The organism is Mucilaginibacter koreensis (genome assembly GCF_054783355.1).
Map to the genome: position 1 here is coordinate 730,847 of NZ_BAAGQS010000001.1, position 20,191 is coordinate 751,037.

At 45.0% G+C, this 20,191-nt stretch carries 16 protein-coding genes; 10 read left to right on the top strand and 6 right to left on the bottom strand.

Going from position 1 to position 20,191, the window contains the following annotated elements:
* Positions 1 to 101 precede the first annotated feature (101 nt).
* From treY to ACYVNW_RS03190, 6 genes are all read right to left on the bottom strand, one after another.
* Positions 102 to 4,322, bottom strand: coding sequence for a malto-oligosyltrehalose synthase (gene treY / locus ACYVNW_RS03165; protein WP_460678390.1), 4,221 nt, complete (start codon positions 4,320 to 4,322; stop codon positions 102 to 104).
* A 156-nt stretch (positions 4,323 to 4,478) separates the two neighbouring features.
* The gene (gene treZ, locus ACYVNW_RS03170) at positions 4,479 to 6,311 is read right to left on the bottom strand and encodes a malto-oligosyltrehalose trehalohydrolase (RefSeq protein WP_460678391.1); all 1,833 of its coding nucleotides are present in this window, start codon (positions 6,309 to 6,311) and stop codon (positions 4,479 to 4,481) included.
* Positions 6,259 to 8,436 (bottom strand): glycogen debranching protein GlgX, encoded by a 2,178-nt coding sequence (gene glgX, locus ACYVNW_RS03175; RefSeq protein ID WP_460678392.1) that lies wholly within the window; start codon positions 8,434 to 8,436, stop codon positions 6,259 to 6,261. Before glgX ends, treZ begins: the two co-directional genes overlap by 53 nt.
* Before the next feature lie 259 nt (positions 8,437 to 8,695).
* Positions 8,696 to 9,901: a BamA/TamA family outer membrane protein gene (locus ACYVNW_RS03180; protein WP_460678393.1), complete on the bottom strand. Its 1,206-nt coding sequence runs from the start codon at positions 9,899 to 9,901 to the stop codon at positions 8,696 to 8,698.
* A gap of 114 nt (positions 9,902 to 10,015) precedes the next feature.
* Entirely contained in the window at positions 10,016 to 10,594 is a 579-nt protein-coding gene (locus tag ACYVNW_RS03185; RefSeq protein WP_460678394.1) for an NUDIX domain-containing protein, read from the bottom strand.
* An 87-nt stretch (positions 10,595 to 10,681) separates the two neighbouring features.
* Positions 10,682 to 10,987, bottom strand: coding sequence for a glycine zipper domain-containing protein (locus ACYVNW_RS03190; protein ID WP_460678395.1), 306 nt, complete (start codon positions 10,985 to 10,987; stop codon positions 10,682 to 10,684).
* A gap of 227 nt (positions 10,988 to 11,214) precedes the next feature.
* Here ACYVNW_RS03190 and ACYVNW_RS03195 point away from each other — a divergent pair, with 227 nt between their 5' ends.
* From ACYVNW_RS03195 to ACYVNW_RS03240, 10 genes are all read left to right on the top strand, one after another.
* Positions 11,215 to 13,014 (top strand): glycoside hydrolase family 15 protein, encoded by a 1,800-nt coding sequence (locus ACYVNW_RS03195; protein ID WP_460678396.1) that lies wholly within the window; start codon positions 11,215 to 11,217, stop codon positions 13,012 to 13,014.
* A 227-nt stretch (positions 13,015 to 13,241) separates the two neighbouring features.
* Positions 13,242 to 13,490, top strand: coding sequence for a hypothetical protein (locus ACYVNW_RS03200; RefSeq protein ID WP_460678397.1), 249 nt, complete (start codon positions 13,242 to 13,244; stop codon positions 13,488 to 13,490).
* A 197-nt stretch (positions 13,491 to 13,687) separates the two neighbouring features.
* On the top strand, positions 13,688 to 14,194 hold the full coding sequence (locus ACYVNW_RS03205; RefSeq protein ID WP_460678398.1) for a GbsR/MarR family transcriptional regulator: 507 nt from the start codon (positions 13,688 to 13,690) through the stop codon (positions 14,192 to 14,194).
* Positions 14,195 to 14,265: 71 nt separating this feature from the next.
* Positions 14,266 to 15,087: a thiol-disulfide oxidoreductase DCC family protein gene (locus ACYVNW_RS03210; RefSeq protein ID WP_460678399.1), complete on the top strand. Its 822-nt coding sequence runs from the start codon at positions 14,266 to 14,268 to the stop codon at positions 15,085 to 15,087.
* Between the two features lie 6 nt (positions 15,088 to 15,093).
* Complete coding sequence (locus ACYVNW_RS03215; protein WP_460678400.1) at positions 15,094 to 16,014, top strand: TIGR01777 family oxidoreductase; 921 nt, start codon at positions 15,094 to 15,096, stop codon at positions 16,012 to 16,014.
* An 11-nt stretch (positions 16,015 to 16,025) separates the two neighbouring features.
* Positions 16,026 to 16,532, top strand: coding sequence for an SRPBCC family protein (locus ACYVNW_RS03220; RefSeq protein WP_460678401.1), 507 nt, complete (start codon positions 16,026 to 16,028; stop codon positions 16,530 to 16,532).
* A complete protein-coding gene (locus tag ACYVNW_RS03225) occupies positions 16,489 to 17,013 on the top strand; it encodes a hypothetical protein (protein ID WP_460678402.1) in 525 nt (174 codons plus the stop codon). The genes ACYVNW_RS03220 and ACYVNW_RS03225 overlap by 44 nt, the downstream gene beginning before the upstream one ends.
* On the top strand, positions 17,010 to 17,396 hold the full coding sequence (locus tag ACYVNW_RS03230) for a ribosomal maturation YjgA family protein (RefSeq protein WP_460678403.1): 387 nt from the start codon (positions 17,010 to 17,012) through the stop codon (positions 17,394 to 17,396). The genes ACYVNW_RS03225 and ACYVNW_RS03230 overlap by 4 nt, the downstream gene beginning before the upstream one ends.
* A gap of 140 nt (positions 17,397 to 17,536) precedes the next feature.
* Complete coding sequence (locus ACYVNW_RS03235) at positions 17,537 to 18,298, top strand: oxygenase MpaB family protein (protein ID WP_460678404.1); 762 nt, start codon at positions 17,537 to 17,539, stop codon at positions 18,296 to 18,298.
* Between the two features lie 279 nt (positions 18,299 to 18,577).
* Entirely contained in the window at positions 18,578 to 20,170 is a 1,593-nt protein-coding gene (locus ACYVNW_RS03240) for a DHA2 family efflux MFS transporter permease subunit (protein WP_460678405.1), read from the top strand.
* Positions 20,171 to 20,191 lie beyond the last annotated feature (21 nt).

Here is a 20,191-nt window from a genome sequence, read left to right on the forward strand (position 1 = left end):
GTATCGCACTTTTTGTTGGTTTTATTGCGCTTGCGTTGTTTCTGGTGTTCAGGCAAAAAAGCGGCAGAAAAGATTAAGCTGTATAGAACAGCTTATCCAAATCAAAGTCGGTGGTATAGCTTCACCCAATTGAGCAGCTTTGCCGCCAGTTTCTTGCTTAACCGCTTTTCCGACAGGCGCCACAGCCAATTGTTCTCTTCGGAAGCCGGATTATTAATTCTGGCCTGTTCATCTAATCCTAATATATCCTGTACCGGAAGTATGGCAACTTCTGCCGCCGATGCGTAAGCCATTCGTGCCAGCACTTTGTGAATATTTTTGGCCGATACCTTTTGCCCGATATATTCTTCCAGTTGCCGTTTCACGTTTTTATCCGCATCCTGCCGGTACCAGCCTACCGAAGTGTTATTATCATGGGTTCCGGTATATACAAAATAATCAGGTTCGTAATTATGCGGAATGTACAGGGATGATGGCATTGTATCGCCAAAGGCAAACTGTAATACCTTCATGCCAGGTAGGCCAAATTCATCGCGCAGCGCAAAAACTTTTTCGTCAACATCACCCAAATCCTCAGCTATAAAGGGTAATTCGCTTAAGGCTGATTTGATAGCGGAAAAGAACCCGCTGCCCGGCCCGGTTTTCCATTCGCCGTTGCGGGCGGTGGTTTCATTGGCCGGCACTTGCCAATAAGCCTCAAATGCCCTGAAATGATCTAAACGAAGCAAATCGAATAGTTCCATGTTTTTGCGCAGGCGGTTTATCCACCATTGGTAGCCCGTGGCTTTCAACTGGTTCCAATTGTATACCGGCATCCCCCACAGTTGCCCATCAGCATTAAAATAATCTGGCGGAACGCCGGCTACACCTATGCGGTTACCCTGGTTATCAATACTAAAGATGTTACGGTTGGCCCACACATCGGCCGAGTCATAGCTGACATAAAATGGTAAATCACCAAACAGCCGAATGCGGTAGGTGTGGCAGTATTCTTTTAATTGGTGCCACTGTTGTGTAAATTGAAATTGCAGCCATTTTACCTTATTTAAAGCGGCTTGGTTGGCTTTGGTAAAGCGGTTAATGGCTGCCGGTTTTCGTAATTTTAAGTCGTCGGGCCACTGGTACCAGGGTTGACTGTTTTGCTGCTCGCGGATAACGGTATACAGCGCAAAGTCATTCAGCCAGTAGGCTTCGCGTTGGGTAAACGCTTCAAACTGCTGCTGCATGCCTGCAGGCGTATCTTCCAGATACCGGTGATAGGCTTTGGTAAACAGCGCCTCTTTGCTGGCAGTTACCTTTTCAAAATCAACTTTATCATTTAAGGGCAACCCGTGCTGTTCCAGTTCATTGGCTGTAAGTAAGCCTTGTTTAGCCAGTTCATCCGGACTAATCAATAATATATTACCCGCCATGCTACAGGCCGAACTGTAAGGTGAGAACTGCTGGTCGGCACTCACCGGGTTAAGTGGCAGCAGCTGCCAGATGCTTTGCCCAGCCTTGCTTAAAAAGCGGGCAAAGCGGCGTGCCCCCGGGCCAATATCTCCAATGCCATAAGCTGAGGGAAGCGAAGTAATATGCATTAGAATACCGGCGCTGCGTTTGTTTTCGGGCTGGTGGTATAATTTTAGTAAAGCCATCGGCAGCCTGCCCAACACGTCTTGTACTTGTAATTCGGACTGGTTAATGCTGCCCTGGGTATTCACTAACTGATGTTGCCACTGAGCGGGCGCTTCTTCGGGTAGTACAATGCAGGTATCTTTCCAATTTATTTCAGTTAACGCAGATGGCGCTGCAACTTGGGCTAAGCCAACAGGAACAATCACCACTGCCCACTCTGCATGATACCGGCGGGCGAAGGCTACAATGTGATCTGCATACGTGCCTTTTACCTTTAAAGGCAGATAATGACCTTTAGTGAATAACTCGGCAGATTGCTGCCGCTGCTTAAACAGCAGCTGAGTAAACCAAAGTTTAATTTGCCCGTTGTAACGGTTGCTCCATAGTTGATTGATTAAATCCTCTGGCTCCTGGTTATCTTCGTTTAACTGTTGCAGTAACTGGTTGCGTAATTTATAATCCACCGGGCGGCGGTTATCGGGGTCTACTAGGCTTAAATCCCAAAGTTCGCATCCCTGATATACATCTGGCACGCCCGGGCAGGTAAACTTTAACAGCACTTGTGCCAGTGAATTAATGATGCCATAATCGGCTATGCGCTGTTGAAATTGGCTGAATGATGCCCAGAACTCCCGGTTTTTATTCAGCAAACCAGTTGCAAAGTTAAGTGCCGCCTGCTCATACGTTTCGTTGTTATCGGTCCAAGTGGTATTTACTTTGGCTTCGCGCAAGGCTTTGGTTAAATATTCAGATAACCGTGTACTGATGTCGTCTTCATACTGGCCCGGCATGGCATACACGCCGGTTAGGGTTTGGTAAATGAAATATTCATCATTGGCATCGGGTGCGGTATCTTGTTTGAGATCTGCATTTAATTCCTGCCAATGGCGTACAGCCTGCAGCCATTCTGCGGGCAGGTCAGTTAACACATTCAGGCGGGCGCGTACATCTTCGCCGCGTTTGGTATCATGTGTAGAGGTGCCGTTAATGGATAGCGGCCAATATTTCTGGCGCTCCTTCATCAACTGGTGAAATTCCTTGATGCCGCTGCCGAATGCTGCGGGCGCATCGCCAACCTCATTATGACCGATAAAGCGGTTGTAAGTATACATCAGGGTATCTTCAACCCCCTTTGCCATCAGCGGCCCGCTAAATTGCATTAGGCGCTGGTAAAATTGCAGCGCCCGTTTATTGTAATCAGCCTTGGCATGCTGTGGTTTGCGGAGTACTACCTCTGAAATCAAGTCAAAGGCTGATGTTAGTTCCGGATGAGCACTTGCAGCGGTATGAATTAATTTTTTGAGTGTTTGTTCATCTTCATGCTTCAGCGGCATTTGGTTGCCATAGTATCTGTACACCGGGCAATGAATGAGCAATTGACCAATGGCTTCTTTCAATTGCTCTGAAGAAATATCAGTCAGTAACTTTTTATCGCCTAATTTGAGTTGATAAAACAGCTGGCACAAATTGTCCAGTTCGCCGCCCATGTGCTCTTTTAAAATGTGAGCCTTCTTTTGTAAAATCTGTTCTTCAACCGGTGTGTCATCGTTTACCAATTGCTGATAGAACCGGGTGAAATGCTTTTCGGCACCGGTATTTGTAAACAGGTTATTCACCTGTGCTAAAAAATCATAACCGGTATTGCCCTGCACCGGCCATTCATGCGGCATATCTTCGCCTTGTTCCAAAATCTTTTCGGTAACAATGTAAGTTTCAGGGCCAGCTAACTGACGAAGGCGGTTAAGGTATTGTTCAGGATCATACAAACCATCAATATGGTCAATGCGTAACCCCTGAAAAATGCCCTGATCGGTAAGTGTTTTTATGTATTGATGAAACTCGTTGAATACGGCCTTATCTTGTATATTAAGGCAAATTAAACTATTAACCGTAAAAAAACGGCGGAAGTTAATGCGTTGATCGGTTTCCTCGTAGCTGCATAGGCGGTAAGCTTGCTCGTCTGCAATCTCGGTCAATAAATCCGGACTGTTGTTAACGGCTTTAAGTGAACGGTTAATGTATTCTTTGCCTTTTTTGTCAGCAGTAAAAGCCTGAAGATTGGCTCTGAATTCATCCCATTTTTGTGCGAAAGTGTCGGTACTGCTTTGCGCGTTATCAAAGCTGTTAAGCAAATCTTGTAACTGGCTGTTTTTAGTTTTCGCCGAGCCGAAAATGCGTGGATAACTTTTAGGGCTTAAAGGCCAATAGCTGTCGTAATATTTTAACACCAGCCTGCCATCCATATAAGCAATAGTTAGCTCACCGCCCTGAATCACCTGTTCCAGCGGGCTACCCAAAAAGGGGACCATCAGGCGCTCGTCTTTGAACAAAGTACTAGTGCGGGCACTTTCAAAAAAAGTGGCATAGGCGGACTGGCTGCCTTTTTCCAGCACATCCATCAGCCAGGGATTGTGCTGACTGTAGCCCATGTGGTTAGGCACAATATCCTGTAGCCAGCCTATCTGTTGTTCTTTAAGCCGGGCGCTGATTTGTAACAGTTGGTCTTCAGTGCCAATTTCGGGATTAATACGGTGCGGATTTACGCCATCATATCCGTGCGTACTTCCGGGATCGGCCTCAAACACCGGCGAGGCGTAAATAGTACTTACACCCAATTGCTGCAAGTAACCAATGATTTGCTCAAATTCAGCAAAGGTAAATTTTTGATGAAACTGCAGGCGATAGGTCGCTACCGGATTGTACATATGCTGGTTGTAGTAGATTTTTAAAGTATACGATTTTTATAAAAACTGTCATCTCGACTGTAAAGAGAAATCTTCCTCGAGAAGCCTATCTGTTGTAGATGTATCTTATGACGAAGATTTCTCCCTATGGTCGAAATGACACAATTTAATGGTTTGTTAACCGCCGTAGATGCAAAATGATTGCGAGGATAAGTCAAAAATTCCTCCGGCGTTATTTGAATTGAACCCCGGCCCGTTCCATTGTACATCGGCTGAAGCCATTAATAGCTTCCATTCTGCTTTTATGTTGGGCAAATCAACTTGTTGCGGCTGGTCAGAAAAATTCATGGCTATAGTTACCTTATTGTCCTTATGCCAACGTTGCAGAATAAGGGTTTGGGCCTGTTCATCGCAACTTACTTTTAAACTGTTACGATCGAGCACATGCAGGGCAGGGGTCTGCTTACGCAAGGTGATCAAGGTTTTATAAAAGTTGAACATCACCTGGTGCTGGCCTTCATTTACCAAATTCCATTGCAGTTTAGATTGGTTGAAAGTTTCTTCATCCATCGGGTCAGGTGCTTCGCCTTCTGCATGGAAAGCAGCAAACTCCTGTTTTCGGCCTTTACGTACGGCTTCGGCCAGTTGGGGGTCGGTATGGCTCACGAAGTACAAAAAGGGGTGAGGCTCGCTCCACTCTTCGCCCATAAACAGCATCGGGAGGTAAGGGGCAACCAGTACTGCACCGGCCATCAGCTTTTGCATTTCAAAGCTGAACAACTGGCTGCTGCGTTCCCCTAGCATGCGGTTACCCACCTGATCATGGTTTTGCGAGAATACGATAAATTGCTGACCGCCGTTTTCAGTAGCTTGTCCGCCGAATAGTTTACGGCGGTGTGATGAGTACTGGCCGCTATACACATAAGCATCCTGGTATGCTTTTGCCAAATCGGCTATACCGTTAAAATCTTCGTAGTACCCGCTTCGGTCGCCGCCTGCAGTAATGCGCAGGGCATGGTGAAACTCATCAATCCATTGGGCGTCCATACCCAATCCGTTTTTACTTTGTGGGTTGATGAAACGCGGGTCGTTTAAATCGCACTCCACAATGAGGTAATGCGGCCGCCCGGTTTGCTGGATAAGCTGGTCAACTTCAGTTTTTAACTGACTGAGAATATGCTCAGCTCCAAAATCTTTAATGGCATGTACTGCATCCAGCCGCAGAGCATCTACATGGAAATCACGAAACCACATTAACGCGTTTTGAATGATGTATTGCCTTACACCATCGCTCCACTCATCATCTACATTTATAGCATTGCCCCAAGGGGTATGATATTTATCGGTAAAGTATTTGCCAAAGCTGTTGAGGTAATTGCCCTCGGGGCCTACATGGTTATACACCACATCAAGCACCACAGCTATACCTTTGTTGTGGCAGGCATTTACCAATTGCTGCAAGCCTTGTGCACCGCCATAAGAATCCTGCACGGCATAGGGGTAAACCCCATCGTAACCCCAGTTGCGGTTACCCGGAAACTGGGCTATAGGCATAATTTCAATAGCGGTAATGCCTAATTCTAACAGATAATCCAGCTTTTTCTCGATGCCCGCAAAGGTGCCTTCGGGGCTAAATGTGCCGGTATGTAGTTCATACAGCAGGTAGTCGGCCAGCGGAATATTTTTCCAGCTGTCGTCCGTCCACTTAAAGCTATTCAAATTTACCACAACCGATGCGCCATGTACGCCCTCTGGCTGGCTCAATGATGCTGGGTCGGGCAGGAATTCCTTGTCGTTTATAACCACTTTGTACCAGTCGCCGGCTTTCAGCAAAGGTGTAGTCAACGTCCAGTAGCCATATTCTAGTTGCTGCAAAGGCAGCACCTGTTTGGTGCTGCACAATTTGATACCTGCGGTTTGGGCTTCAGGTGCCCAAACCAGAATTTCTGCTTCGCCGTTATTGTTGATGCACAGCCCCGGCCTCCGGGAGATAAGTTTTTGGATGCTCATTTTGGTTTACCGGGTAAGTTAAAACAACAACAGTTCGGCCTAATACTTTTATTTTTTCACCTGCCTTGCATACTTCATGATCTGATAAATCATCTTTGGCGGTATCTAACAGCTTGTGCCATTCTTTGGCGTAAGGGCCATCAGGTAATTGATATTCAATCGGCTCGTAATGGGCGTTGAAGATGACATAGAACCGGTCATCCACAACCTCTTCACCTTTAAAATCATGCATGCGCAGCTTTTCACCGTTGATGAATACGGCCATAGATTTGGCAAAATCATGGTTCCAGTGTTCATCATCCATTTGCTGGCCTTCAGGTAAAAACCAGGCTACATCCTCCACCTCGCCTTCGGTTTCGGCACCCTTAAACCAGCGGCGGCGGCAGAATGAAGCGTGTTCTTTACGTATTTTTATGACTTTTTTGGTGAATTCGATCAATTCCTGATCAGCGTTTTCCCAGTCAATCCATGATATTTCATTGTCCTGGCAGTAGGCATTGTTATTACCTTGCTGTGTGCGACCCAGCTCATCACCGGCCACCAGCATGGGCACGCCCTGCGACAAGAACAGCGTAGCTAAAAAGTTCTTTTTCTGCCGCTCGCGGATGGCGTTAATTTCCGGGTCGTCAGTTGGCCCTTCTGCGCCATAATTGCACGAGCGGTTATCATTATCTCCGTCGTTATTATCCTCGCCGTTGGCATCGTTGTGCTTATCGTTGTACGATACCAGGTCGTTTAAAGTAAAGCCATCGTGGGCAGTAATGAAGTTAATGCTGGCTGTAGGGCTGCGGGCATCTTCCTGGTATAAATCGGCGCTGCCTGTAAAGCGCTGGGCAAATTCGGCCAGTTCGCTGTCGGCACCGCGCCAGTAGTTGCGTATGTTATCTCGGTACTTACCGTTCCACTCAGCCCATCCATGTGGAAACTTGCCTACCTGGTAACCACCTTCGCCTACATCCCAGGGCTCTGCAATCAATTTTACCTGTGAGATGATGGGATCTTGGTATATAATTTCAAAGAAAGAGCTCAAACGGTTAACATCCCGCAGTTCGCGGGCCAAAGCTGAAGCCAAATCAAACCGGAAACCATCAACGTGCATTTCTGTAATCCAGTAGCGCAGGCTGTCCATAATGAGGCGCAGCACACTGGGCAGGTTGGCATTTAAAGTATTTCCGGTACCTGTATAATCTACATAATAGCGCTTATTCTCGTCGCTTAGGCGATAGTAATCTTCGTTATCAATTCCTTTAAAAGATAGGGTTGGGCCCAGTTCATTACCTTCGGCGGTATGGTTGTATACCACATCCAGTATCACTTCAATACCTGCTTTATGCAAGGCTTTCACCATATCTTTAAATTCGGTAACCTGTCCACCGGTTACGCCGCTGCTTGAATAGCGTACATCAGGCGCTAAAAAGCCGATGGTATTGTAACCCCAATAATTGGTCAAACCTTTATCCAGCAAATGCTGGTCGGTTACAAAATGATGCACAGGCAGTAGTTCAATAGCGGTTATACCCAGTTCCTGTAAATATTTAATGCTGGCTGGGTGTGCAATGCCGGCGTAAGTTCCCCTGATTTCTTCCGGAATTTCCGGATTCAGTTTAGTGAACCCCTTAACATGGGCTTCGTAAATAATGCTCTCGTGCAATTCGAGGCTTGGCGATTTATCATTGTCCCAATCGTACTCATTATCAATAACCACTGATTTGGGGATGAACGGCGCACTGTCGCTTTCGCTGAAGCTCAGATCTTTGCCATCACTGTTCAAATCATAACCAAAAAGGGTATCGTTCCAGTCAATGGTTCCGGCAATTGCTTTTGCATAAGGGTCAATGAGCAGTTTGTTGGCATTATAGCGTTTACCTTCATGCGGCTCATAAGGGCCATGTACACGATAGCCGTACAATTGTCCGGGCTTTACATCGGGCAGGTAAATATGCCAAACCTGGTGCGAGCACTCGGTAATAGTAATTGCTTCTGTTTCCTTCGCGTCTTTTTCTTCATCGAACAAGCATAATTCCACTTTAGTAGCATGGGCGGCATACAAAGCGAAATTTACGCCTTTGCCGTCATAGGTGGCACCCTGCGGATATGCGGTGCCGGGTAGTACAGTTCTATTCATAGGTATGGTAGTATATATTCAATATATGTTTGAATTAAATTTATAAGCAATTAAAATGTTTGTTGGAGGGGCTACAGCAAGATGCATGAAACAATGCAATAATTGTGCAAAAGCCGGTTTAGCGTCGCATTGAACACCAAGTGTAAATCTTGAATATTTTTTAAATTACTGTATGTCAGTATATTGTATATTAACAATATGGATATAAATAACAATCAGTACTGTGGAAAAATAGTTGGTTTAAATCAATCAATTGTGTTTAAAATGCTTCACCTATGGACAGGTTGAAAGCAGAGTTATTGCGGCTGCGGGCAAAGTCAAAACCGATGTTGGTGTTCGAGCCTTTATTAAATTTTATACGTAAGCCTGCACCTGCAGCCGGGTGTACATATTTATACTGACCGGTTACCGGCTCGGTTACTGAATTAGCATTGGCAAATACCACAAAACCCAGTAAGCCGTTGCGGGTAATATCACGGCGGTATTCGGCTTCAACATCAATCAGGCCCCGGCCCCGGTAACGGTTTTGGTCAAAGCCCCGGCCCGAGCGGTTAAAAGGGTCCCAGCCGATGCTTGGTAAATCCAGGTAGGGGGCGCCGCTATCCAGGGTAGTCCAAAAATAGGCCCAGAGTGCAAGCGTATTTTGTTGCCGCGAATGGCTGAAAGAAATGTATTTGCGTATATCCAGATATAATGACTCCCATTTGCGGCTGCTGCCAAACATAGGCGAATTATAGCGGTAAATAATATTGGCGTAGCAGCCAGGCAAAGGGTTGAGGGAGTTGTTGCGCGTATCGTACAGTAAATTTAAAGTCGGCCCTGCTGAGAAAGAATTTTGGCCGTGGCGGGTACCTAAATCGTAGCCACTAAATTCTGCCAGATTATCGGTGGGCGTTTGCGATTGGATGTTGATGCGGTAATCAATATCATAACCTATACCTAATAGCAGATAAGGTTTAATACGGCGCAAAATGCTTTGATATAAGCGGATATAACTATAATCAACTAATAACTTTTCGTCGGGGCGTGGCCGTCCGCCTAAGCCCCAGGTATATTGTGGGTATACCATAAAGCGGCTATCGCCGCTGATAAACCATTTATTGTCTTTAAGCCAGATGTTTGAACGTATAGGTATACCGTAGCGTTGATGAAAATTCCAGTAAGGTGAAAACGAAATACTGGATAAGTTGGTGGTTTTGCGGTTGCCCAAATAAAAGCCTGCAGTGGTAGAGGTAATGAGCGCCCTCCCGCCACCGGGTATGGTAGAGGCCGTGGGCAGAAATGAAAAGTAAATGGTTTTACCCGGCTCGGCCTTCACGCGGGTTTTTCGTACATCAAATACAGATCGAAAAATATCAATTAAATCCTTCTGGTTAACCGTATCGGGCCGGCTTTTATCCAACGAGTCGGGCAGGCGGTCGGGCGCAGCAGGTTGGCGGGCACCCTGCGCTAAACAACAGATCATCCCTGAACAAAAAAACAGAAGTACAGCTAACGTAAATCTCAACAGCAAAAATTAAAATATAGGGCAGGCCTTAATTGGGTGATGGCTAAATATAAGCATATATTCAAATTATAATCAAGGTTGTATAAACAAGAAGAAATGCTGCAACAACAACATGGTTTTGGCATCTATAATTTCGCCCTGTTGCAACATGCGCTTGGCATCAGTATAACTAAGATGAATCAGGGTAATATCTTCATTTTCACCTTCGGCGCCGCCGCCTTCCGATACCTTGTCGGCTTCGGTGTAGGCTGCCGTGTACAGGTGCAGTAATTCGGTAATGCCCCCGGCTGAAGTATAAATTTTTCCTGCAAAAACCGGCTCTTTAACTTTGTAACCCAATTCTTCTTCAGCTTCCCTGATGGCCGCCTCTTCGGGGGTTTCTCCCTCGTCAATCAAACCGGCGCAAGCTTCGGTAAGCAGGCCGGTATCGCTGCTGTTTAAATAAGCAGGCATCCTGAATTGCTGTGTAAGCAAAAAAGTTTGCTGTTCCTGGTTATACAGCAGTATGGCGGTAGCATCGGGCCGGTAATATACTTCGGCTTCCATATCAACCGCTTCACCGTTTTTCATAAATTTTTGATAGGTGATGTATTTGAGCGGGTATTTACGTTCAGAGAGCGTTTCTTTGTTGAGTATTTGTACGTTAGCCATAATATAAGATAGATGTGTAATAATAAAGCCTGTAGTATAACTCTTACTACAGGCTTTCCGTTTTTATAAATCCGGTATTTATATTAATTAATGATGGCGTACATAAGTACGACGATAATGGTGTGCACGGTAATAAGCACGACGCTGTTTCACTTTTTTGCGGCGAATTTCGTTACCTACCACGTAACCACCACCGGCACCAACTGCAGCACCCAATACGGCACCACCTACGTTTTTACCAATTAAACCACCGGCAATTGCACCGGCGCCACCGCCAATCAGTGCACCTTTAGCTTGTGAACTCATGCCTCTGCGGCGGGTTTGGGCCATACTGTCATTGGCCGAAATCATTAATGCAAAAATAATGCTGAACGCAAAAAGTATCCTTTTCATAGTTTTTGTTTTTTAAGTTGATAAAGAACAACTGTTATTAAATAGATGTGAAACCAAAATATTTAAAACAGCTATTTTGTTTTAATATATGATCTAAAATTAGATGGATGGTTTAATCCAAATTGTAATTATACAATACAGGCTTGACTTATTATAGCAAAACAAACCGGCTTGTAGTTGTTGTAACAAGTAATAATTTTTGCTGCGCTTCAAATAAATTTTAGTACATGACCGAACAATCCTACAACCGCATAGAAGATTATGGTATTATAGGTAACCTGCATACAGTGGCACTGGTATCAAACCAGGGTTCTATAGATTATATGTGCCTGCCCTGGTATGATTCGCCTACGGTTTTCGGCGCCTTACTGGATAACGAAACAGGCGGCCAGTTTTACATCAGGCCTGATCTGGAGGATTTGACGTACAAGCAATTGTACCTCACAGACTCGGCTATCCTGCTTACCCGCTTTTTTTCTGAGGCAGGAATGGCTGAACTCACCGACTTTATGCCGGTAGATGAAGATGGTGGTGTAATGACGATAGTACGTAAGGTAACAGCTATACGCGGTGATTTAACGTTCAATTTAGTGTGCCGGCCACGCTTTAACTATGCCAGGGATCAGCATACGGCAACCGTAGCTGCCGATAACCGCATCGTTTTTGAAAGCGGCGAAAACCAGTTGCATTTGTGGACAGATATACCCTTGCAATTGGATGGCGATGACATCAATACCAGCTTTTCACTTAAGCAGGGCGAAACTATTTGCTTTGTGTTGCAGAACAATATTGAGGGCAGCAGTTTTGCACACCAATACCACGAGTTTTGCCTCAAGTGTTATACCGATACTTATACCTACTGGCGCAACTGGATTAACCAGTGTAATTTTACAGGGCGCTGGGTAGAAACGGTTCGGCGCTCCTCTATAACCTTAAAATTGCTCACCTCTTACAAGCAGGGTTCAGTTATAGCTGCGGCAACTTTTGGCTTACCCGAAATATTGGGAGGGAAGCGCAATTGGGATTATCGTTATGCCTGGATACGCGACGCCTCGTTTACCATGTACATCTTTCTGCAGCTCGGTTTTATGCATGATGCTGAATGTTTCATGAAATGGATTGAGGGCCATTGTATTGAAGATGATATGCACCTGCTGTATACCTGGGATGGTAAAGCCATACCTGATGAAGAGGAGCTGGAGCATTTTTCGGGTTATAAAAATTCGAAGCCGGTACTGATTGGCAACGGGGCGAAAGGGCAAAAGCAAATGGATATTTATGGCGAGCTGATAGATACCATTTACCTGTACAATAAATATGGCGGGCAGATTACGTACAACTTTTGGAAGAGCCTGGCCCGCCAGGTAGAGTATGTGATAGACCACTGGCAAGATGCCGACCACGGCATTTGGGAGGTGAGGGGCGATAAGAAGGAATTTTTGCACTCAAGGCTGATGTGCTGGGTAGCAGTTGACCGCGCCATTAAAATAGCCGATCATCGCTCGTTTCCTTATCCGTTGGAGCGCTGGCACACCGCGCGCAACAAAATTTATATCGACATCTACGAAAACTTCTGGAATGAAGACAAGCAGTCGTTTGTGCAAGCCAAAGGATCTGATAAACTGGATGCCTCGGTATTGCTGATGCCCTTGGTGCGCTACATGACACCAACTGATGAACGCTGGCTCAAAACACTCGAAGCGGTGGAACGCGAGTTGAAGCTTGATGTGTTGATTTATCGCTATCTAAATAATGACGACGACGGAGACGGCCTGGATGGTGAAGAGGGTACTTTTACGATTTGCTCATTTTGGTATGCCGAATGCCTGGCCAAATCAGGGCAGGCAGAAAAAGCCAACGAGGTATTTGCCAAGCTACTTGGTTATGGCAACCCGCTTCGGCTGTTTTCAGAGCAGTTGAGCAAGAGGGGAGAACAGCTGGGTAATTTTCCTCAAGGTTTTACGCATTTGGGTTTAATCAGCGCTGCCATCGCTATTAATAAACTTAACTACAGAAAAGAAAATTAAGTGTAATTATTTGAAGTTTCGATTGTAATCAAATAGATAAATCAAATCAATAGCGGGTTCAAGTTTGATTTAACGTTGTATATAGGCTATTTGAGTACCAAGCTTGTTACAATGGCCCTGATAAACGTAAATAGTTGTTTTTTTATTACAAAATGCAGCTTCAATCTTAAACTATTTACAGGGCACGCTGTATTATATTTGTATAAACCATCAAACTAATACCTCCTATGATACTCATTACTGCATTTGAAGCTGTAGAGCTTCAGCAACACCTGTTTAGTAACACATTGTATGATTATCCTGTTAATCACTCTGGTGGCGATGACGACTATGATATGGTTGATGACGATGATGATGAGCAGTTTGAGGATGAAATGAGTGATGAGAACGACTTGCACGAAATACAAGCCGCAGACGATTTAGGCGAGCCTGACCCTGAAGATGATGATCATCTGCCCGATGAGGAGTTACAGTAATTTCTGTACTTTAAAGTACTGCCTTACGTTTTTTTGATGAAAGGCACTGTATTACACATCATCGCCTTTTTTGTGATTACCAATAGGAGCAATGTGCTAATTGTAACGACAATCAATTAATCAACACTTTCGCAAAATAAATTTCATTCAAACTTTCAAAACATTTTGAAAGTTTGAAAAGTTGTTTACCTTTGTATATGCAACTGCCAGAAGCAAAACAAAAGTTTATTGAAGCCTGGGGTAAACTGGGGTCGGAGTGGGGGATTAACCGCACCATGGCTCAGGTACATGCCCTGCTGCTGGTATCGCCCGAGGCGTTGACTACTGAAGAGGTAATGGAGCAGTTGAGTATATCGCGTGGTAACGCTAACATGACGCTGCGCGATCTCATAGACTGGGGCCTGGTGGAAAAGCAACACAGAGCTGGCGAGCGGAAAGAATATTTCTTTGCCGATAAAGACACCTGGAACATTGCCCGCCAGGTAGCCAAGGAACGTAAAAAGCGCGAGCTTGACCCGGTACTGAAGGTGCTGAATGAGGTTGCCAACATTGAAGGCGACGAAAAAGATCCGGCATACAAAACTTTCAAAAAGTCATTAACTGATATCAATAAATTAGCTAAAAACGTGAACCGTACTTTAGAAACCATGATTAAGGCAGAAGAAAGCTGGTTTTGGGGTTCAATTTTTAAAATATTTAAGTAAGCATATATTTTTTGATCTTAATTTTCATATTTTATTGAAAATTCAAATAGTATAAAACAAATAAAAATGCCATGAAGACCTTAGCCCAACACCTCATTTTATACGATGCCGAATGTCCGCTGTGCCGGGTATCTACCCAGGTTTTCGTGAACGCAGGTATGCTGGACAGTAATGGCCGGGCTGATTATCAGCATATGCCCGAAGTTGCGTGCCCCGTAGTTGACCGCCAGCGTGCCGTAAATGAAATTGCATTGGTAAACACGGCAACAGGGGAGGTGACTTATGGCATTAAAAGCTTGTTTAAAATTTTTAGCAGCTCCTTCCCTATACTAAACCCGCTGTTCAATAACGCTGCATTTTTATGGTTGATGACCAGGGTTTACGCCTTTATCTCTTACAACCGCAGGGTAATTATGCCTGCTACTAATCAGGAGGCAAATGTCTTGCAACCCTCTTTCCGCTTAAATTATCGGTTACTGTATTTGACATTTACTTGGCTGGTGGTAGGCTGTACACTCACTGCTTATGCCCACTTATTAACCCCCATGGTGCCAGTTGGTAATCCATACCGCGAGTATTTGATTTGCGGTGGGCAAATCTTGTTTCAAGGTATACTTATAAGCCTGTTAGTTCCAAACAAATGCTGGGATTACTTGGGCAATATGATGACCATCTCTTTTGGTGGAGCTTTACTGTTATTACCAGCTTTATTGGTAGCACACTTTGTGCAATTACCGGTATTTGTATACATCGGCTATTTTATGGCAGTTGCCGGCTTGATGTTTCTGGAACACATCCGCCGCAGCCGTTTGCTCGGTTTGGGTTGGGCGCTTACCTTGAGTTGGGTGGCGTACCGCTTAGGCGTTTTAATGCTGATTTATTTGTTAAACTAAACGATCATGAAATATCAAAAAATTATACTGGCAGGTGGCAACGGCTATTTAGGAACAGTATTAAGCCATTATTATAGCGATAAAGCAAAGCAGATCATTATTTTAAGCCGAAAGCCTAAAACTGCTGAAGGCAATGTTAAAACCTTGGTTTGGGATGGCCGGACGATAGGCGCCTGGGCTGCTGAAATGGAAGGGGCTGATATGTTGATTAACCTTTGCGGTAAAAATGTAAACTGCCGTTATACACCCGAAAACAAACGGGAAATACTGGACTCAAGACTGGAGCCGACCGGCTTATTAGGCAAAGTAATTGCTCAATTAAAACAAGCGCCTAAATTGTGGATCAACGTAACCTCAGCCACTATTTACCGACATGCCGAAGACCGTCCGCAGGATGAAGCGCATGGCGAAATTGGCGAAGGCTTTTCTGTAAATATATGTCGCCAGTGGGAGAAAGTATTTTTTGATGCGCATACGCCGAATACCCCCAAAGTAGCGCTGCGTATGGGTATTGTACTGGGTGAAAGTGATGGGGTATTTCCACGCCTGCACAATCTGGTGAAATTTGGTTTGGGTGGCAAACAAGGCAATGGCAAACAATATGTGGCCTGGATACATGAACATGATGCCGCCTGCATAACCGAATGGCTACTACAGCATCCTGAAGCAGAAGGCGTATACAATTGCACAGCCCCAATGCCGGTACAAAACAAAGTATTAATGCAGAACCTGCGCCGGTTGGCTGGTGCACCATTGGGTTTACCTGCCCCCAAATGGATGCTGGAGATAGGGGCCCTACTCATTGGTACAGAAACCGAACTGATTTTGAAAAGCCGCTGGGTGGTACCCACCCGTTTAACAAATGCCGGTTACCGGTTTACCCATCCATTAATTGACGGGGCGTTAAAAGATATTTTGCATAAATAGAAACTCAAATTATGTCTATTATCAAACTCACCACCCATATTAAAGCACCGCTCGAAACCTGCTTTAACCTGTCCCGAAGTATTAATGTGCATCTGCAATCTATGCAGGCGCACCATGAGCGTGCTGTCGCAGGCATTACTTCTGGGTTAATGAAGCTGAATGAAACTGTAACCTGGAAAGCCCGTCACTTCGGTATTCCATTTACCATGCAGGTTAGGGTTACTGAATTACAGGCCCCATCCTTTTTTGCCGATCAGATGGTAAGTGGCCCGTTCAAGATGATGCGTCATTACCATTATTTTAAAGCAGCAGCCGGAGAAACGGTAATGACAGATGAATTTGTGTTCCGCTCACCTTTGGGTTGGCTTGGCAGGGTGGTAAACAAACTAATTTTGAAGCCATACCTTAAAAAACTTCTACAGCAACGCAACCAAACTATCAAGCTGTTAGCAGAAACTCAAACCTTTACCTATCATGAACACCTTTTATCAGTATCCAACCTCAACCCGGCGGCTTAAAATCATACGCATTTGTGTATGGATAATGATTACCGGCCTGGCATTAAGCGGCGTTACGGCATTTCCGCTCGAAACCGAACTTCACTGGCTCAATACCCATGCAGGCGCTTTCCCTTCAGGTATGCAGGCGTGGTTCGAGCAAGTGTACCAAGCCATTCATCAGGTAAATTTGAATTATCCTTATTTAAGCTATGGCACCGATTGGCTGGCCTTTGCCCACCTAATGCTGGCATTGTTGTTTATCGGCCCTTTAAAAGACCCGGTTAAGAATGTGTGGGTCATCCAGTTTGGTTTGATAGCCTGTGCGTTTATTTTGCCGCTGGCTTTTGTGGCTGGCAGCATTCGTGGTATTCCGGTATTCTGGCAGTGGGTAGATTGCTCATTCGGAATCATTGGCTGCGTTCCGCTGTTCATTGCGTATCATCATATCAAAAAGCTGGAAATACCGGCTCATCAATATCACCTTAACCCACAACCATGAAATTTAAGTTTAACCCGGTGTATTTCGTTTTCACCATTATTTTATTTATCACCGAGGTACTCATCGGCGCTTATCTGACAGATGCTATCATCCGCCCTTACGGCGGCGACTACCTGGTAGTTATCCTGATTTACTGTTTCATTAAAAGCTTTTTTAACTGGCCGGTGCTGCCTGTGGCAGTAGGTACGCTACTGTTTGCTTATCTCATTGAGGTGTCGCAGTACTATCACCTGATCGCCTTACTGGGCCTGGGCAACTCCGATTCCGCCAAACTGATTATGGGCTACTCATTTGAATGGATTGATATGCTGGCTTATACTTTGGGCGTTATCACCATAATAATCATAGAGGCAATGGCCGGAAATTTGAAAAAGGTAATGTAAAAAACAAATACTCTTGTCATTTCGACCGCAGGGAGAAATCTTCTTCATTTAGCCTGTTTACGATATACTTATCGCTCGAAGAAGATTTCTTCCTGCGGTCGAAATGACAAGCTGAGAAATTAAAAAACTGTATAATCACTATGAAATACTTCACCCATCCCAATTCGATTGTTCGCGAAATTTGGGGAAAGGCCGATACCATACTTTTCATTTTTGCCGGGGCCGCCGCCGAGTTTGCATTAAACAAAGCGGTAGATTGGTTGTACTTCACCGGCCAATTACCGGCTGACCCCTTGGGTCGATTATTTTCCACTGTGGAGTACGCCCGGCAGATTGTTTTTTCTACCGAGGAAGGAGCTCATGTTGCCATTGACCGCATCACCGCTATTCACCAGGGCGTAGAGGCGGCCCGTGGTGCACAGATACCTGATTGGGCTTACCGTGATGTGCTCTTTATGTTGATTGACTACTCCATCCGCTCGTACGAACTCTTAGAACACAAACTCAGTGATGCTGAAAAAACCGAGGTGTTCGATACCTTTTACAAAGTAGGCGTCCGCATGGACATCAGCGGTTTACCGCAAACTTACCCGGCCTGGGTAACCATGCGCGAAGCACACTTGCAGGATAATTTGTATAAAAGCGATTTCACTGTTGACCTTTATCAACAATACCGTAAACATTTGGGTTTTATCCGTTACTGGCTGCTCAAACAGGTACAGGTGCTGGTGGTATCACAAACCGTACGGCAATACCTACAGCTAAATGGCTTCCCCTTGCTTAAGCCGGTTATCCAATTATATCGCCTCAGCCGCCTCATTAAGTTCGACTGGCTGATTAAAGAAGCCATACTGCCATCAGCTTACAAAGCGCAGATACGTAAGCTGGATGTAAAGGCATAAATGATAAATTAATATGTCATACTGAGCGATAGCAAAGACTCTATACGCATGGTTTGGCTCTCTTATTTTACTCATACCAACCGTTGAATGGTAGCAGCAGAGTCGTTCATCGGTGCGGCCTATGCACCTATGTTTCGAGTGCCTCAGCATGACAGTGTCTGTTTATTGCTGTGCATTTTCTTCTGTACTCTTAGATAACACTTACAACGAGAAATTAATTAACTATAGATTAGTTTGATATCAAACCATTGGGTGTTTAACTTTGTATAGTACTTACTTATGGCTACAGCAATAACAGCACCGGGTTCATTGGTAGAATATGGCTTCAGGCGTACCATTATTACCGTTACAGCGGTATTTTGTGCCCTGCTCGAAATTATTGATACCACCATTGTTAACGTAGCCCTCAATAATATGAAGGGTGAGTTAGGGGCTACCATCAATGAAATCAGTTGGGTAATTACCGCCTACTCATTGGCCAATGTGATCATCGTACCCATGACCAGCTTTTTATCTCAGCAGTTTGGCCGGCGCAATTATTTTGCGGCTTCAGTTGTCATTTTTACAGTATGTTCGTTCTTGTGCGGTAATGCCACCAATATCTGGGAATTGGTGATTTTTCGCTTCATTCAGGGTATGGGTGGCGGTGCGCTGCTGGTAACTTCTCAAACCATCATCACAGAAAGCTGGCCGGCCGAAAAGCGGGCTATGGCACAAGCTATTTACACATTGGGCATCATTGTGGGCCCTACATTGGGCCCGCCACTGGGTGGTTATATTGTAGACAACTTTTCGTGGCCGTTCATTTTTTATATCAACGTTCCGGTAGGTATTATTGCTACATTATTGACTTTGCAATACGTAAAGAGTCCGCAATATGAGCAAAAGCAGCCAGTGAGCCAGGTAGACTGGTGGGGTATTGCCTTATTGGCCATAGGGGTATCATCCCTGCAGTACGTGCTTGAAAAAGGCCAGGAAGAAGACTGGTTCAGCAGTGGTTTAATTATTGCCTTAACCGTTACAGCAGTGCTAGGTATTCTGCTCTTTATATGGAGGGAATTGGACTATGAGCACCCGATAGTTGAATTGCGAGTGCTCAAAAACGGTAACCTCCGTATCGGGGTTATGCTATCCTTTATCATGGGCTTTGGTTTGTTTGGTTCTACTTTTATCATTCCCTTGTATACACAATCATTGCTGGGGTGGACAGCCCAGCAATCGGGCATGTTGCAATTGCCCAGTACATTATTTGTGGCCTTTATGATGCCCCTGGTGGCACAGCTCATACAGCGGGGCGTACCGCAAAAGTATCTGATTGCCATAGGGATGTGCATTTTCTTTATTTACAGTTATATGTGCTATGGCGTGATTACCAGCTACACCAGTGCCGGTGATTTCTTTTGGCCGCTCATCATCCGGGGCTTTGGTTTGGGCATGCTTTCGGTGCCTATCAGTACCATGTCGTTATCTACACTCAAAGGTAAAGAAATAGGGCAGGGTGCCGCATTTTCGGGCATGATGCGGCAGTTGGGCGGTTCTTTTGGTGTGGCTTTGATCTCAACATTTGTATCGCGGCAATCAGAATATCACCGCAGTAATCTAGTGAGCCACTTAGATTACAACAGCTTAAATGTACAGCAGCGCGTGGCTCAACTTGCCGCAGGTATGCAGGCTAAAGGCATGGATGCGGGCCGGGCCCGGCAAATGGCTTATACCATGTTGGATGGCACCGTAAATCAGCAAGCCACCTTACTGTCATATATGGACGTATTTTTATGGGTAGGGGTGATGTTCCTTATCTTCGTACCTATTGTGCTGATTTTTGTAAAGACCGCCAAAAATAAAGTCAGTTTAGCTGATGCTGCTCACTAACGCTCATATTTAATTACAGTT

Bases quoted from the DNA above. Each gene is read 5' to 3' on its own strand.
- treY (WP_460678390.1), bottom strand. From the start codon at position 4,322: ATGTACAATCCGGTAGCGACCTATCGCCTGCAGTTTCATCAAAAATTT.
- treZ (WP_460678391.1), bottom strand. From the start codon at position 6,311: ATGAGCATCCAAAAACTTATCTCCCGGAGGCCGGGGCTGTGCATCAAC.
- glgX (WP_460678392.1), bottom strand. From the start codon at position 8,436: ATGAATAGAACTGTACTACCCGGCACCGCATATCCGCAGGGTGCCACC.
- ACYVNW_RS03180 (WP_460678393.1), bottom strand. From the start codon at position 9,901: ATGATCTGTTGTTTAGCGCAGGGTGCCCGCCAACCTGCTGCGCCCGAC.
- ACYVNW_RS03185 (WP_460678394.1), bottom strand. From the start codon at position 10,594: ATGGCTAACGTACAAATACTCAACAAAGAAACGCTCTCTGAACGTAAA.
- ACYVNW_RS03190 (WP_460678395.1), bottom strand. From the start codon at position 10,987: ATGAAAAGGATACTTTTTGCGTTCAGCATTATTTTTGCATTAATGATT.
- ACYVNW_RS03195 (WP_460678396.1), top strand. From the start codon at position 11,215: ATGACCGAACAATCCTACAACCGCATAGAAGATTATGGTATTATAGGT.
- ACYVNW_RS03200 (WP_460678397.1), top strand. From the start codon at position 13,242: ATGATACTCATTACTGCATTTGAAGCTGTAGAGCTTCAGCAACACCTG.
- ACYVNW_RS03205 (WP_460678398.1), top strand. From the start codon at position 13,688: ATGCAACTGCCAGAAGCAAAACAAAAGTTTATTGAAGCCTGGGGTAAA.
- ACYVNW_RS03210 (WP_460678399.1), top strand. From the start codon at position 14,266: ATGAAGACCTTAGCCCAACACCTCATTTTATACGATGCCGAATGTCCG.
- ACYVNW_RS03215 (WP_460678400.1), top strand. From the start codon at position 15,094: ATGAAATATCAAAAAATTATACTGGCAGGTGGCAACGGCTATTTAGGA.
- ACYVNW_RS03220 (WP_460678401.1), top strand. From the start codon at position 16,026: ATGTCTATTATCAAACTCACCACCCATATTAAAGCACCGCTCGAAACC.
- ACYVNW_RS03225 (WP_460678402.1), top strand. From the start codon at position 16,489: ATGAACACCTTTTATCAGTATCCAACCTCAACCCGGCGGCTTAAAATC.
- ACYVNW_RS03230 (WP_460678403.1), top strand. From the start codon at position 17,010: ATGAAATTTAAGTTTAACCCGGTGTATTTCGTTTTCACCATTATTTTA.
- ACYVNW_RS03235 (WP_460678404.1), top strand. From the start codon at position 17,537: ATGAAATACTTCACCCATCCCAATTCGATTGTTCGCGAAATTTGGGGA.
- ACYVNW_RS03240 (WP_460678405.1), top strand. From the start codon at position 18,578: ATGGCTACAGCAATAACAGCACCGGGTTCATTGGTAGAATATGGCTTC.